General features: G+C 72.7%; 14 protein-coding genes. 8 read left to right on the plus strand and 6 right to left on the minus strand.

The genetic code is table 11. From position 1 onward, the window contains the following. The first annotated feature begins 57 nt into the window (after positions 1-57). Positions 58-606 (plus strand): EF-hand domain-containing protein, encoded by a 549-nt coding sequence (locus G401_RS0122500; protein ID WP_027344278.1) that lies wholly within the window; start codon positions 58-60, stop codon positions 604-606. A gap of 112 nt (positions 607-718) precedes the next feature. Here the strand turns inward: G401_RS0122500 and G401_RS0122505 are convergent, their stop codons facing one another. After that, positions 719-1,528, minus strand: coding sequence for an alpha/beta hydrolase (locus G401_RS0122505; RefSeq protein ID WP_027344279.1), 810 nt, complete (start codon positions 1,526-1,528; stop codon positions 719-721). Positions 1,529-1,647: 119 nt separating this feature from the next. On the opposite strand from G401_RS0122505, the gene G401_RS0122510 reads away from it, so the two are divergent. Further along, on the plus strand, positions 1,648-4,734 hold the full coding sequence (locus G401_RS0122510; protein ID WP_034592667.1) for an AfsR/SARP family transcriptional regulator: 3,087 nt from the start codon (positions 1,648-1,650) through the stop codon (positions 4,732-4,734). 57 nt (positions 4,735-4,791) lie between these two features. On the opposite strand, the gene G401_RS0122515 is transcribed toward G401_RS0122510, so the two are convergent. Further along, the gene (locus tag G401_RS0122515) at positions 4,792-5,895 is read right to left on the minus strand and encodes a threonine aldolase family protein (protein WP_027344281.1); all 1,104 of its coding nucleotides are present in this window, start codon (positions 5,893-5,895) and stop codon (positions 4,792-4,794) included. Between the two features lie 91 nt (positions 5,896-5,986). Here G401_RS0122515 and G401_RS0122520 point away from each other — a divergent pair, with 91 nt between their 5' ends. The 3 genes from G401_RS0122520 to G401_RS0122530 all read left to right on the plus strand — a co-directional run bounded on the left by G401_RS0122520 (position 5,987) and on the right by G401_RS0122530 (position 8,437). After that, positions 5,987-6,670 (plus strand): TetR/AcrR family transcriptional regulator, encoded by a 684-nt coding sequence (locus G401_RS0122520; protein ID WP_211240806.1) that lies wholly within the window; start codon positions 5,987-5,989, stop codon positions 6,668-6,670. A gap of 126 nt (positions 6,671-6,796) precedes the next feature. Continuing rightward, positions 6,797-7,948 (plus strand): FAD-dependent oxidoreductase, encoded by a 1,152-nt coding sequence (locus G401_RS47580; protein ID WP_051366993.1) that lies wholly within the window; start codon positions 6,797-6,799, stop codon positions 7,946-7,948. 36 nt (positions 7,949-7,984) lie between these two features. Next, complete coding sequence (locus G401_RS0122530; RefSeq protein WP_027344283.1) at positions 7,985-8,437, plus strand: hypothetical protein; 453 nt, start codon at positions 7,985-7,987, stop codon at positions 8,435-8,437. A 136-nt stretch (positions 8,438-8,573) separates the two neighbouring features. Here the strand turns inward: G401_RS0122530 and G401_RS56055 are convergent, their stop codons facing one another. Next, positions 8,574-8,729 carry a hypothetical protein gene (locus tag G401_RS56055; RefSeq protein ID WP_211240807.1) on the minus strand — a complete coding sequence of 52 codons (156 nt, stop codon included), beginning with the start codon at positions 8,727-8,729 and terminating at the stop codon, positions 8,574-8,576. 151 nt (positions 8,730-8,880) lie between these two features. On the opposite strand from G401_RS56055, the gene G401_RS0122540 reads away from it, so the two are divergent. Next, entirely contained in the window at positions 8,881-11,172 is a 2,292-nt protein-coding gene (locus G401_RS0122540) for a GGDEF domain-containing protein (protein WP_027344284.1), read from the plus strand. Beyond that, complete coding sequence (locus G401_RS0122545; protein WP_027344285.1) at positions 11,169-11,453, plus strand: STAS domain-containing protein; 285 nt, start codon at positions 11,169-11,171, stop codon at positions 11,451-11,453. The genes G401_RS0122540 and G401_RS0122545 overlap by 4 nt, the downstream gene beginning before the upstream one ends. Before the next feature lie 20 nt (positions 11,454-11,473). On the opposite strand, the gene G401_RS0122550 is transcribed toward G401_RS0122545, so the two are convergent. Then, complete coding sequence (locus G401_RS0122550; protein WP_027344286.1) at positions 11,474-12,325, minus strand: alpha/beta fold hydrolase; 852 nt, start codon at positions 12,323-12,325, stop codon at positions 11,474-11,476. A 106-nt stretch (positions 12,326-12,431) separates the two neighbouring features. Between G401_RS0122550 and G401_RS47585 the strand changes: the two genes are divergently transcribed. Next, the gene (locus G401_RS47585; protein ID WP_157546132.1) at positions 12,432-12,872 is read left to right on the plus strand and encodes an SRPBCC family protein; all 441 of its coding nucleotides are present in this window, start codon (positions 12,432-12,434) and stop codon (positions 12,870-12,872) included. Here G401_RS47585 and G401_RS0122560 read toward each other — a convergent pair. Both G401_RS0122560 and G401_RS53155 read right to left on the minus strand, forming a co-directional pair. Beyond that, the gene (locus G401_RS0122560) at positions 12,869-13,444 is read right to left on the minus strand and encodes a hypothetical protein (RefSeq protein WP_027344287.1); all 576 of its coding nucleotides are present in this window, start codon (positions 13,442-13,444) and stop codon (positions 12,869-12,871) included. The two genes, G401_RS47585 and G401_RS0122560, sit on opposite strands and share 4 nt — an antisense overlap. Then, positions 13,441-14,724 carry a hypothetical protein gene (locus G401_RS53155; protein WP_027344288.1) on the minus strand — a complete coding sequence of 428 codons (1,284 nt, stop codon included), beginning with the start codon at positions 14,722-14,724 and terminating at the stop codon, positions 13,441-13,443. Before G401_RS53155 ends, G401_RS0122560 begins: the two co-directional genes overlap by 4 nt. Positions 14,725-14,798: the final 74 nt, after the last annotated feature.

The raw sequence follows: 14,798 nt of genomic DNA on the forward strand, positions 1-14,798 counted from the left end.
CCCCCGGACGGGTGTCCGGTATCGACGGAAACACTCGCTACGCCATAGTTTGCCGTCATGGCGAACATCATCCAGCAGCGCAAGCTCGACAAGGCTTTCGGCCACCTCGACGTCGACCGCAACGGCTACGTCGAGGCCCAGGATCTGACCGCGCTCGGCGTACGCCTCCTGGCGAACTTCGGCGTCGGCTACGAGGATCCGCGCGCCCGCAAGATCGCCGACGGCTTCAGCACGTTCTGGGTGGCGCTCGCGGCCGCCCTCGACGCCGACGGCGACGAGCGGCTGAGCCCCCAGGAATACCGCGACGGCATGCTCGCCGGCTTCGGCGGCCCGGACGACGCGTTCGACCGGCACTTCCGGCCGGGCGCGCTGGCGGTCCTGGAACTGGCCGACACCGACGGCGACGGCTACCTCGGCCCGGAGGAGTTCGCGACCATGCAGAACGCCTTCGGCACCACGCGCGAGGAGAGCGACTTCGCGTTCGGCCGCCTGGACCTCGACGGCGACGGCCGCCTGTCGCTGGACGAACTCATCGTCGCGGTACGCGAGTTCTACGTCGGCGGCGACGAGAACGCCGTCGGCACCTGGTTCTTCGGCCGCGTCTGACCGCAGCGGAATCGGCGCCACCGCCGGGCATCAAGATCCCGCTTGGATCAGGGAAATCACCCGGATCATCGCCCATGATTCGGGTGAAACCCCTGATCCAAGCGGGATCTTGTTACGCCTTGAGTACGTCGTCCAGGAAGTCGGCGGACTCCTCGATGAGGCCGCCGATGTCGGCGTACCCGTCGAAGCAGTGCTCCGCGCCGGGAACCCTGTGCAGGTCCGCGCGTACGCCCAGGTTTTGCAGCGCCTCGGTGAGCTGCACGCTTTCGCCGACCGGGACCGTCGAGTCCGCCTCGCCGTGGATGCTGAGGACCGGCGGGGCCGCGGCGTGGACGCGGTGGAGCGGGCTGGCCCAGCGCGCGAAGTCGGTACGCTCCGCCGGCGGGCCGCCCAGCAGGGCGACGAGGGGGTGGCCGGGGTCGATCGCCTCGGTGAACCCGGTCATGTCGGCGACGCCGTACCAGTTGACGACGGCCTGGATGGCGGTCTCGCCGGCGCCGGTGAAACCGGCCATCAGGGCGAGGTGGCCGCCCGCGGACTCGCCGAGGGTGGCGAACCGGCGCGGGTCGAGCCGGAGGGCGGCGGCGTGGTGGCGCAGCCACCGGATCGCCGCCTGGACGTCCACGATCTGCGCCGGGTACGCGGCCTCGCCGGACAGCCGGTAGTCGACGTCGGCGACGGCGTAGCCGCGGGCCAGCAGCCGCTCGTGGAAACGGTGCGGCCCAACGGTGTCCGGCATCCAGACACGGCTGCCTTCCCAGAACGCGCCGCCGTGGATCCACAGCACCACCGGGAAGGGACCGTCACCGGGCGGCAGGTGCAGATCGAGATGCAGCGGGCGGAATCCCTGGATCGCCGACACCGTGCAGTTGGCGTAGGTGACGGTGGGACGCGGGCTTGGAACGGGGAGGAACTCAGTCACTCATGAACCGTACGCTCAGCGGCGGACAGACCGGACGCGGTGTTCCACTCCATGGTCATCCGGCCGGAACCTGCGTTTAGGATGGCATGCCTCGACCCACCCAAGATCCAGGTGAGCCCATGATCGCGAGTTCCGGCACCGGACCACCGTTCAGCATCCTGGGGTCGGTCGAGGTGCGTGATCCCGACGGCACGGTGGTGGCCGTCAGCGGTCCGAAGCGCCAGGCGATTCTGGCGCTGCTCGTGCTGGAGGCCGGGCGTACGGTCAGCACCGACCGGCTCATCGAGGGCCTGTACGCCGACGGCCCGCTCGCCGACGCGGCCAACGCCCTGCACGGGCAGATGTCCCGGCTGCGCCGGCTGGTCCGGGCCACCGGGGCCGTGATCGAGTCCGGGCCGACCGGGTACCGGCTCGCCGTCGATCCTGACCTGGTCGACGCGCACCTGTTCGCCCGGCTCGCCGAGGACGGGCGCCGGGCCCTGGCCGCCGATCCCGCCGCCGCCGAGGCCCTGCTGGCGCGGGCTCTGGAACTCTGGCGCGGGCGGGACCGGCCGGACCTTCCCGACGTGCCGTTCCTCGACGCGTACGTGGCCCGGCTGGTGCAGGTGCGGCTGGCCGCGATCGAGGACCACGCCGAGGCCGCCCTCGCCCGCGGCGGGCACGTCGCCGCCGTCGCCGAGCTCACCGAACTGCTGGCCGCGCATCCGCTCCGCGAGCGGGCCTGCGCGCTGCTGATGCGCGCCCTCTACAGCTCCGGGCAGCAGGCTCAGGCTCTTGAGCTGTACGAACGCACCCGCCGGGCGCTGGCCGCCGACCTCGGCGCCGACCCGTCTCCCGAGCTCGCCGCGACCCACCTGGCCATTCTCCGCGAGCGGCCGGCACCGGGGCCGCGGCGCGTACCGGCGCAGCTGACCAGCTTCGTCGGCCGCGACACCGACCTCGCCCGGCTCGCCGGCCTGCTGGCGGAGGCGCGGCTCGTCACCCTCACCGGCCCCGGCGGCACCGGCAAGACCCGGCTGGCGATCGAGGCCGCCGCGGCGCACGGCGAGCACGCCTTCGTCGAGCTCGCGCCGCTGACCGACGCCCGGCTGCTCGCCCAGACCGTCACCGCGGCCCTCGGCCTCAACGATCCCCATCTCCTGTACGCGGCGGCCGGCCCGCCCGCTGCCGAGGAGCATCTGGTCACCGCGCTGGCCGATCGGCGGCTGCTGATCGTCCTGGACAACTGCGAGCACCTGGTCGACGAGACGGCGCGGCTCGCGTACAGGCTGCTCGCGGGCTGCCCCGACGTGCGGATCCTGGCCACCAGCCGCGAGTCGCTGGGCCTGACCGGGGAGGTGCTGTTCCCGCTCGGGCAGCTCACCGTCGCCCCGGCCGGCGCCTCCGTCTCCGAGCGGCTGAACTGCCCCGCGGTACGCCTGTTCGCCGACCGGGCGCGTACGGTGCGCCCGGATTTCCGCATCGACGACGCCATCGACGACGTGGTACGCATCTGCGGTGAACTCGACGGCCTCCCGCTGGCCGTCGAGCTGGCCGCGGCCCGGCTGCGCTCGCTGACCCCGGCCGAGATCGCCGACGGGCTGTCCGACCGGTTCCGGCTGCTGTCGCGGGGCAGCCGCGCCGCCGAACCCCGGCACCAGACGCTGCGGGCGGCCGCCGAGTGGAGCTGGGAGCTGCTCGACCCGGCGGAGCGTACGCTCGCCCGGCGGTTGACCGTGTTCGCCGGCGGCGCGACCATCGCCTCGGCCACCGCGGTCTGCGGCCTGCCGGAAGCGGACGTGCCCGATCTGCTCGCCGGCCTCACCGAGAAGTCCCTTGTGGACTTTTCCGGCGGCCGGTACCGGATGCTGCAGACGATCCGGGCCTTCTGCGCCGAACGGCTCGCCGAAGCCGGGGAAGAGTCCGCCGTGCATCAGGCGCATGCCGACCACATGTGGCGGCTCGCCGCTGCGGCCGACCCCCACCTGCGCGGCTCGGAGCAGTTGACCTGGCTGGACCGGCTGGCGGCGGAGAACGACGACCTGCGCGCCGCGCTGCGCTGGGCGACGTCCGCCGATCCGGCGCTCGCGCTGCGGCTGGTCGCGGCGATGTCCTGGTACTGGTACCTGCGCGGGCTGCGTCGCGAAGGGGCCGCCCTGTCGCGCGAGCTGCTGTCCCGGGTGGGCGACCGCGCGCCCGAGGGCCTGGCCGAGGAGTACGCCCTGTGCGCCGCCGGCGCGCTGTCCACCGCCGACCCGGATCCCGGCGCGCCGGACCTGCTCGCGTACGCGATCTCCCGGTCCGCCGGCACGCCGCCCCGCTGGCCGGCCACGGCCGTGCTGTGCCCGTCACCGGAACGGCCGGGCGCGGCGGATCCGTGGTCGCGGGCTCAGGGACATCTCGAGGAGGGCAATCGGCACCTCGTGCACGGGGACTCGGCACCGGCCGAGGCCGCGCTCGCCCGCGCCCTCGCGGGTTTCCAGGCGGTCGGCGACCGCTGGGGCGCCACGAACGCCTTCGACGCCCTGGCCGAACTGGCCGCGTGGCGGCGCGACTGGCCGCAGACCATCGCTTTGCAGAGCCGCGCCGTCGAGCTCGCGGGCGAGTTCTCCTCGGCCGAGGCGCTCACCGATCTGCTCTGCCGCCGCGCGAAGGTGCACATGCTCGCCGGGAACCCGACCGCCGCCCGCGCGGACCTCGAACGGGCGACCGAGACGGCCGCGCGTACCGGCCGGCCGGACGCGCTCGCCGAACTCCATCAGGGCTTCGGCGACGTCGAACGGCATCAGGGCGACCTGGCCGAGGCCGCCCGCCGGTACGAACTCGCGCTCGCCTGCACCGGTGCCGGCGGGGACGCGTACCGCGTACGCCTCAAGTCGTTGCGCGGCCTGGGCTGGATCGCGGTGGCCGGCGGCCGGTTCGAGGAGGCCACCCGGTGGCATCGCCGGCTGTTCGACGAGGCGACCAGTCACGGCAACTACCTGCTCGCCGCCGACGGCGTCACGGGCCTGGCCGCCGCCGCGGCGGTGGAAGGCGACGGCGTACGCGCGGCCCTGCTGCTCGGCGCGGCCCGGGCCGTCCATGGTGGACGGCGCGCCGACGACGCGGACAGCAGGCACGTCGCCGAGACCGCGACGGACCTCATCGGATCCGAGCGCTACGCCGCGGCGCTCGCCGACGGTGAAGCTCTGAGCCGGGAGGAAGCGCTCGCGGTGGTACGCGGGTAGCACGCTTCGGCGCCAGGGGTATATCTGCGTGAGGGTGTCGGCGTCAGGGTGTCGGCGTCAGGTGAGGCTCTTCGCGCGGTCGATGAGCGCCAGCCCGGCGTCCACGACCTCGTCGGCGGTCCACTCCAAGGCGGGGCCCGCGATCGTCACCTCGGCCATGCTGCGGTCGCCTGGCGGCTGCGCCGACCATCGCGACACGAACGACACACCGTCCTGTTCGGACATCTGCAGGTTGGCCTCGCGCAGCGCGTCGGGGGCGTACGGCAGCCAGAGCTGGAACTGGTGCGTGTGCGGCGGGTTCGGCGTGACCACCGCGCCCGGCAGCTGCGCCAGGGCCGCGGCGACCACCTTCGCGTGCGCGACGTACGCGGGCAGCCGCGGCAGTTCCCGGTCCAGCCCGGCGAGGGCGGACAGGACCGCCGGCCACTGCGTGAACAGCTGGCCGCCGTGCCGGTGCCGCCACGCCTTCGCGGCCGCGACGAAGTCCGCGGGCCCGGCCAGCGCCGCACCGGACAGGCCGCCGAGCGACTTGTAGAACGAGACGTAGACGCTGTCGGCCAGCTCCGCCACCACCGGCAGCTCCTGGCCGAGGTGCGTGGTCGACTCCCACAGCCGCGCCCCGTCGAAATGCACGTACGCGCCCCGGTCGCGGGCGGCCCGCGTCACCGCGTCCAGCTCGTCGAAGGTCGGCAGCACGAAGCCCGGTTCGCGTAGCGGCAACTCGACGGCCAGCACCGAGAACCGGTCCGGGACGGCGCGGATCTCGTCGGCGGTGGGCTGGCGCGGCTCACCGGTCGGCCAGACGGCCCGCAGCCCGGACAGCTGCGCGTACGCCTTGCGCTCGTGAACTTCCGTGTGGTGCAACGGGTGCAGTGCGACAGTCGGCTCGGCGGCCCGTTCCGCCCACAGCCGCAGGGCGATCTGCTGCGCCATCGTCCCCGTCGGGAAGTACGCGGCGGCGGGCTTGCCCAGCAGGCCGGCGACCCGGGCCTCCAGCTCCGCCACGATCCCGTCGCCGTAGACGTCCTGCCGCCGGTCGAGGTCGACGCCCGCGCCGGCCAGCGCGGCCAGCTGCTCGGCCATGGTCTCGGGATGCTTGCCCGAAAGGATCCGGGTGCAGGAACGCAGGGCATTGTGCGCGCGCTGGGCGTCGTCGGCCATACCGCGAAACTACCGGAGGGAGTCGTAAAGCACAGATCGCTTTCCGCAGCCCCCCTTTCCCTCGACGAACATGTTCGTTACGATCGTGTTTGTGAGTACGCGCCGAACGCCCGTCAGCCGCCGGGACCGCCCCGCCAAGCCCGCCCTGAGCCGGGACGGGGTCGTGGCGGCCGCGCTGGACATCATGCGGGCCGAAGGGCTGGAGCGGTTGACCATGCGGCGGCTGGCGGCCGGGCTGGACACCGGGCCGGCTTCGCTCTACGTCTACGTGCGCAACACCGCTGAGCTCCATGGCGCAGTGCTGGACGCCCTGCTCACCGAGCTCGACGCGATCGAGCGGGCGGCCGAGGGCACCGACGCGGACTGGCGGGAGCGGCTGATCGAGCTGCTGTTCGCGTACACGGAGATGCTCATGCGCTATCCGGCGCTGGCGCGGTCGGTGCTGACCATGCTGCCGTCGGGGCCGCGGTACGTGACGATGATCGACACGATGCTCGGCCTGCTGCGGAGGGGCGGAGTGCCGGTACGCCAGGCGGCCTGGGGAGTGGACCTGCTGCTGCTGAACGCCACGGCGGTCGCGGCCGAACACGGCACCCGGGAGGCGTCGGGTGCGGCGGAGCTGGAATCCGATCAGCTGGCCGCGACGCTGCGGGAGATCTCCTCCGACGAGCACCCGAACATCGGGTGGGCCCGGCCGGAGCTGATGTCCGGCGCCGGCGTCGAACGGCTGCGATGGGTGTACACGACACTCATCGCCGGGATCGCCGGCACGTAGGCGCCGCCGGGATCGCCGGCCCCGGCAGCAGACACTTCTTGCTCCCAACAAACTACGCACGTCCGTCGCGAACATGTTCGTTACGATCACGTTCGCGACGATCACATCTACTACAAGGAGGACATCATGACTACAGAGATCGCGATCGTCGGCGGTGGGCTGGCCGGGCTGACGCTGGCCCGCGTACTGCACCTGCACGGGATCGCCTCGACGGTCTACGAGCTGGACGCGTCCGCCGATGCGCGTACGCAGGGCGGCATGCTCGACATCCACGAGGACACCGGTCAGGTCGGGCTGCGCCTGGCCGGGCTGATCGACGGCTTCCAGGCGATCATCCACCCCGGCGGCGAGGCGATGCGGATCCTCGACAAGGACGCCACGGTGCTGTTCGACCAGCCGGACGACGGCGGCCGCGGCCGGCCCGAGGTCGACCGCGGGCAGCTGCGCCGGCTGCTCATCGACTCGCTGCCGGCCGGTGTCGTCCGGTGGGGCAGCAGGATCTCCGAGGTCCGATCGCTCGGCGGCGGGCGGCACGAGATCGTGCTGGGCGACGGGACCAGGGTCGCGACGGACCTGCTCATCGGGGCGGACGGCGCCTGGTCACGCGTACGTCCACTGGTGTCCGACGCGACGCCCGCGTACCTGGGACTGTCGTTTGTGGATCTGGAACTGCCCGAGGCGGACCGCCGCCATCCGCGCGCGGCGGCGACGGTGGGCGGCGGCATGATGTTCGCGCTCGCGCCGGGGCGCGGCTTCCTCGCGCACAAGGAGACCGACGGCAGCCTGCACGTGTACGCGGCCCTGACCACCCCGCAGCCCTGGGCCCCGGACACCGACCCGGTACGCGCCAAGGACGAGCTGCTGGCCGAGTTCGCGGACTGGGCACCGGAGTTCCGCGCCATGGTCACCGATGCGGAGGGGGTGCCGACGCTGCGGGCGATCCACGCCCTGCCGGTCGGCCACCGGTGGGACCGTACGCCCGGCGTCACGCTGGTCGGCGACGCGGCCCATCTGATGTCGCCGTTCGCCGGGGAGGGCGCGAACCTCGCCATGCTCGACGGCGCGGAACTCGGCCAGGCGATCGCCGAGCGGCCCGACGACCTCGAAGCGGCGCTGGGCGCGTACGAGGAGAAGATGTTCCCGCGCAGCGCGGAGAGCGCGGGTATCGCAGCGGCCAGCCTGGAGCTCTGCTTCGACGGTTCCGCGCCGCACAGCCTGGTGAACTGGTTCGCCGAGATGACGGAAACGACGGCCGGAACGGATCCGATTTTCTCCTGACACTACATGTCAGTGGGCCGGCCCTAGCCTCGTCTCATGAACACGGACTTCGACTTCCAGAACGGGACCTGGGCCGTCGCCCACCGGCAGCTCGTGAAGGCTCTCGCCGGCTGCACCGAGTGGAAGGACTTCACCAGCACCTCCGTGGTGCACGGCTTCTTCGGCGGAGCCGGCAGCTTCGAGGAGCACACCTTCCACGACCACGGCACGGGAGGGGTCGCGATGCGCCTCTACGATCCGGCCGCCGAGCACTGGACGATCTACTGGGTGAGCAGCCGGGACGGCCGGCTGCAGACGCCGGTGACCGGCCGCTTCACCGACGGCGTCGGCCTGTTCGAGGGCGACGAGGAGTTCGAGGGCCGCCCGATCAAGACCCGGTTCTTCTGGTCGGAGATCACCGCCACCTCGGCCCGCTGGCATCAGGACTTCTCCGATGACGGGGGCCGGACGTGGGAGACCAACTGGATCATGGAATTCACCCGGGTCTGATCGGGGTCACGACGGCTCGCAGGCGGAGGTGATCGTAGGTCTGCCGGTCTTCGGCCTGGGCGGCCGCGATGCACCCCTGAGGCGTACGCGCGGCGTCCCGGGCTGTTGTGGGCGGCTGTTCGGCGGCCCGGTCGGGCTACTCCTCGTCCTCGTCGAGGGGCACCGAACGCGCCTGCTCCTGCGCGTCGGCCTCGGGCACGTCGTCCCGGGCGCCCGCGAACTCGTCGTCCTCGTCGTCGGGGCGTACCGGGATCTGCTGCTCCTGGAAGTCCGCGTCAGGTACGTCGGTCACAGGTCCACCGTAACGGCATCCGGGTACGCGCGCAGCCGGGCCGGGTGATCCTCGTCGCACCGATGACTTGCCCGAATCGTCCGGGTACGCCGGAGAGGGAGATATCGTCGACTTCAGGCGGTGCCCAGTCCCGCCGCCGGAACGAGGACCCGTGCTCGCACGCTGGCCGATCCGCACCCTGATCGCGGTCGAGGCCGGGCTGACCGCGATCTACTTCGCGGCCGATGACCCTTGGGTACGCGCAGCCACCTGGGCGACGATCATGCTCGCCGGGGTGATGGCGATCGTGCTCGGGGTGCGCCGGCACCGCCCGGCCCGCGCCCGCTCCTGGTACCTCGTCGCCGCGGGCGCGTTCCTGCTCGGCACCGGCGACACGGCCTCGCTGTGCCTGCGGGCGCTGGGCGCGGCCGATCCGCAGCCGGTGGCGGTGGACATCTGCTACCTGGGCATGTTCGTGCTTCTCACCGCGGGCATGCTGGGCCTGTCCCGGACCGGCGTACCCGAGCAGGACCGGGCCGGCCTGCTCGACGTGGTGACCCTGACGATCGCCGGCGGCCTGCTGTTCTGGATCTACCTCATCGCTCCCAAGATGGCGCCCGACGCGAACGGGATCGGCGTCGTGGAGGCGCTCAACGACATCGGCTACCCGATCGGCATGCTCCTCCTGGTCGCCATGGTCGTACGCCTCGGCGCCGCCACGTACGCGAGCCCCGCGCTGGCCCTGTTCAGCGGCGGCTTCTACGCGCTGGCCGTCGGCGAGACCGCGTACCTGGTGGCCTCGCTGACCGACGCCTGGCAGCCCGGCGGGCCGGCCGACCTCCTGTGGGTCCTGTTCTACCTCGGCTGGGGCGCGGCCGCGCTGCATCCTTCGATGACCCGGCTCGGCGCGCCCCGCCGCAACCACGGCGGCGTTCTCACCCTGCAGCGGTTCGCGCTGCTGTCCCTGTGCGCCCTCATCCCCGGCCTGGTCCTGCTCAACATGGCCATTCGCGGCCGATACCACTCGATCGGGGTCATCGGCGGCGCCGGCCTGCTGATGGTGCTGCTCGTGCTCGGGCGGCTGTTCGGCGTACTCCGGCGGCAGTGGCGGGCGCTGTCCCGGGAGCGGGCACTGCGGGCGGCCGGCGCGGACCTGCTCGGCGCGACCGACCTGGCCGGCGTCGAGCGGGTCGTCCACGACATCGTGCAGCGGCTGGCCGGCGGGGTCCCGCAGCGTACGGCGCTGGTGCTGAGCGCCTGGCCGGAACAGGTCACCCAGATCCCGCCACTGCGGGCGATACCGCGCACCACCCTGGCCCTTCCGGCGGCCGGGGCACCCCCGTTTCCGGGATCCGGGGCGCTGGCCCACCCCGCCGCCGCGCCGCACCTCGCCGAGTACCCGCTCGCGACCGGTGACGGCGAGGACCTCGGCCGGCTGCTGGTCGCCGGCGATCGGCGTACGCTCACCCGGCTCGCCGGGCCGCTGGAGATCCTGGCCGGCCAGACCGCCCTCGCCGTGACCCGGATCCGGCTGGCGGACGCGGTCACCCAGCGCGAGGCCGAGGTCTACTTCCAGAACCTCGTCTACCACTCCAGCGACGTGATCCTCATCGTCGACGAGACCGGCGTGATCCGGTTCCGCAGCCCCTCGGCGGTGCCCACGTTCGGCGACCAGACCGAGGTCGGCAAGATCATCACCGACCTCGTCCCGCCGGCCGAGCGCGCCCGCGCCGCCGACCTCATGGGCCGCCTCGCCCGCGGCGACTCCTCGGTTCCCAACGACCTCGAATGGCCGATGAGCGACGGCCTCGGCACCCCGCTCATCGTGGCGGCCTCCTGGCGCGATCTGCGCTCCGACCCGCTCGTCGGCGGCTTCGTCATCACCCTGCGCGACGTCACCGAGCAGCGCCGCCTCGAAGACGAGCTGACGTACCGCGCGTACCACGACCCGCTGACCGGCCTGCCCAACCGCGAGATGTTCAGCCTTGAAGCCGACAAGGCCGTGCACCGCACCACCGCCGGGGGCGGGATCACCGGCGTCCTCTTCCTCGACCTCGACGACTTCAAGCAGGTCAACGACACCTTCGGGCACGTCGTCGGGGACCAGATGCTGCGCGCGGTCGCCGAGCGCCTCGCCGCCGCCGTCCGGCTCGGCGACCTGGCCGCCCGCCTCGGCGGCGACGAGTTCGCGGTCCTCGTGCCGGGCGCGCGTACCGTCGAGCAGATCGAGGCCGTCGCCGACCGCGTCGTCTACTCCCTCAACCGGCCGCTCGCCCTCGGCTCCCACATCATCGACCTGTCCGGCAGCCTGGGCGTGGCCACCACCGCCGACAGCGACGCCAACGCCCTGCTGCGCGACGCGGACCGCGCGCTCTACCAAGCCAAGCAGGACGGCAAGGGCCGGTGGAGACGGCACCGCCCGACCGTTTCCGCCGAGGCCGTCCGGGGGACAATGATCGGATGAGCGATCTGCCTGTCGGCTTCACCACCGTCACGGTGAACGGCGACCTCGACGCCGGCAACACCGAGAAGGTGTTCACCCAGCTGGCCGACGCCATTTCGACCGGCGCGCACGTCACCGTCGACATGAGCGGCGTACCGTTCATGGACTCCGCCGGCATCTCCGCCCTGGTACGCGCGCACAACCTGGCGATCGCCCGGGGGCAGCGGCTGCGGGTCACGGGGTTGCAGCCCCGGCCCAAGCGCATCCTCCAGTTCACCGGCCTGCTGGAGACGCTGACCTGAGTTCCGCGTACGCGTCGTCCTCAGGCCGTACGGCGGAGGATGGCGGGAACCACCTTGTCCCATGTGGACCGTGGTGGGACCTGGTGCCCCATTCCCTTGACCGGCAACAGTTCCGCGCCCGGGATCTCCGCCGCGAGCGCCCGCCCGTGGGCCGCGGGAAAGAGCGGATCGGCGTCACCGTGGACGACCAGAGCCGGCGCGGTGAGGCCGGCGAGATCCGGGGAACCGCCGTCGTCCTCGCCGATGACCAGCCAGTGATTCCCGGCGCTGGCCAGGTTCCTCGACCGTTCGAAGACCCGCTCGGCGATCTCCCGCGTCTGCCCGGGGTCGAAGCCCTCCCCCGCGTACAGCTCCTCCTGCGCGAGAAAATGGTCGATCACGGCTTCCCGGTCCGTCCAGTCGGGCTCGGCGGCCGGCCGGGCGAAGGCCGCCGCGACGTGTGCCGCCATGGGCGGCAACGGTTCCGTGGACCGCCGCCGCGAGATCGGGCTCGTCGCGATCAACGTGAGCGAGGCGACCGCCGACGGACGGCGTACGCCGATGGACTGGGCGAGACCACCACCCATGGAGATGCCGACAAGATGGGCCCGGCCTCCCGCCAGCGCGGACACGAGGCCGACGGCATCCGACTCCAGGTCCGCGGCGCGGTAGCCCGGCTCGCCCGGCGGGTAGGTCTCGGACCGTCCGGTGTCGCGGTGGTCGTAGCGGACGACGTACCGGCCACCGGCCGCGAGACGGCCGCAGAAGTCCGCATGCCACCAGTCCATCGACGCGGCGGCGCCGCCGATGAGGAGGATGGCGGGATCAGCCGGGTCACCCACGGTCTCGGCGCAGATCAGGACCTCGCCCAGCCGCACGATCGTCTCGTCCATGACCCGACCCTAGATCCGGTCGACGAATCTGTCCCACCGGCCGCGCCAGTCCCACCGGTACGCCTCTCCCGGCACTACGATGTCGCGATCATCATGGGAGGCATGCATGGCATCCGCGCAGATGCGACGCACCTGGACCGTGGCGGCGTCGCGGGACGACGTCTTCGCCCACCTCGCCACCCCTGAGTCGTACGTCGGCATGACGCAGTTCGTCACCCGCGTCTACGACGTCCGCGACGACGGTGACGCCGTGCGCTACGTCGCCGTCGAACGCTTCCGGCTCGCGGGCCTGCCCGTCTGGGACAACCACATCAAGGTCACCCTGCGGGCCGATCGCGCGGCCGGCGTCGTGGTCCAGGCGGTCGACAGCCCCGCGGGCGTACGCCTGCACTCCCGCGTCGAACTGCGCGAAGTCCCCGGGGGCACGAGCGTCGACGAGCTGATCGAGGTGACGATGCCGAAGCTGCTGGCCGGATACGTCGTCAAGCAGGCCGCCGCGGCGCAGGCGTACCGGGCGGCCGAACAGGAACGGCGCTTCGCGGGTTAGGTCAGCGGGATTCCGTTGGCGGGCAAAGGTATCTCTGCCTTCGGGTCGAAGTCCTTCGCCGCGCCGCCGAGCGGCACCTCGACCCTGATCGGCTTCGTGCTGCGGGCCGACAGCTGGGCGCGCAGGGTGCCGGACCCGGCGGACAGGTCGGTGATCCGGCCGCCGCGGACGATCGCCGCCAGCGCGGCCAGTTCGATCTCCAGGTGGACCACGAACGTCAGCGAGCACACCGTCTTGCGGTCGATCAGAACGTCCACATCGGACTCGCGGTCCCACGGGATCGTAATGGTGCGCAGGCGTACCTGGCGGTAGCTGCCGGGCGAGGCCGCCGTCTCGCGCGCCGCCTTGCGCAGCGCCGTGCCCAGGCCCAGGCCGCCGACGAGAACGCCGCTGACCTCGAAGTTCAGCACCTCGCTCAGCCGGCCGAGCGCCGCCCGCGCCACCTGCGACTGCGTGTACCCGGACAGCGCGGGCACCGCGCCGCTCGCCGCGAGCTGCGTGGTCGCCTGCTCGGCGGCGAGTCCCCAGGCGCCGAGGTCGCTGCCGAAGATCACGTCACGGATCGTCGTCATGCCTGCTCCCGATAGTCCTTGTTCCGGTACGCCTGCCGCTGCGCGCGTACCACGACCTGGAGAACGCCGGTGGTGTCGTGCCGCACGTCCGCCGCCTGGGGACGGACGGTGGCCGTGGCGGGTCCCGCGAGCCGGGGCTGACGGCGGCGCGCGAGCAGGAACAGGCCGCCGACCGCGACCGCGGCGAGGCACACGGCGCCGGTGATGCCGGAGTAGTCCTTCGGCTCGGCCGCAGCCGCCTGCGCGGCGGCCGAGGACGGCGGCCGTTTCGGCGGCGCGGCCTTGCTCTGCGCCGGGAGGTCGGCTTTGAGGCAGATCGCGTACGCCTGCAGCGCGAAGCTGTTGCGGTCGTCGGTCGCCACGTGCGCCTCGATCCGGTAGCTGCCCTCGGTGCGGGCGTGCATCGAGGTGAACCCGAAGCTCGACGGCGGCGTGCCGGTGGCGTACCGCCAGCCGCCGCCCGCCGGTACGCGCCCGCCGGCGCAGGTCTGGTCGACGGCGGCGTGGCTGGTGCACTGGGGTGCGAAGACGCCGTCGCTCGACGGGCAGGCCGCCGGGAGGGCGTCGAAGTCGAGCGCGCCCGGCTCGCCCGTCACCACGGGGCCGGTTCCGGTGACGCAGACGGCGAACACCGATGCGGACTCCAGCGCCTTCGCCGGTCTTGCCGCCTGCCCGACGGTGTACGCGCGCAGCACCGGCTTGAGGTTCGCCAGTTGCACGGTCCAGGTGCGCTGGCCCGTCGGGTAGTCGGCGACCGCCGTCGGCGCGGACCCGGTCGGCCAGACGAACCAGTATCCGCCCCCGGTACGCGCCGCCGACGCGGGGCACGAGACGGCGAGCGTGACGTCGGACCCGGCCGGGTCGGACACCTTGGACCGGACGGTCGAGCGCGCCGAGGTCCCGGTCAGGCAGACGGCCACCACCTGGAACTGCACCGGCGCGGTCCCCGCGTTCTGTACGCCGATCGCCCACCGCGCCGCGGTCTCGCCGTCGGTGACCGGGATGCCGTCGGCGTCGGCCGGATAGCTGAGCACGACGTGCAGCGGGGCGTCCCCGGCACCGTCCATGCCGCCGCCGAGCAGGACGCCGTCCTGGCAGCCGGCCGTGAAGACCTCGGGGTCGCCGCCGGGACCGCGTACGGCGGCGGTGTAGGTGGTACTGAACGTCACCACCTGCGCGGACTGCGCGGACGCGGCCGCCTTGCCGGTGCCGGCCAGGCCCAGGGCGGCCAGCAGTCCGACCGCCGCCGGGAGGAGGACGGTGTGCCACGGTCGCCGCATACGTTCCACCATCCGAAGCCCTGGAGAAGACGCCGGATCCACTGTCCCATGAGGAATCAACTCCGCCCATGGGA

It is taken from the genome of Hamadaea tsunoensis DSM 44101, from assembly GCF_000428945.1.
Taxonomy (GTDB): domain Bacteria; phylum Actinomycetota; class Actinomycetes; order Mycobacteriales; family Micromonosporaceae; genus Hamadaea; species Hamadaea tsunoensis.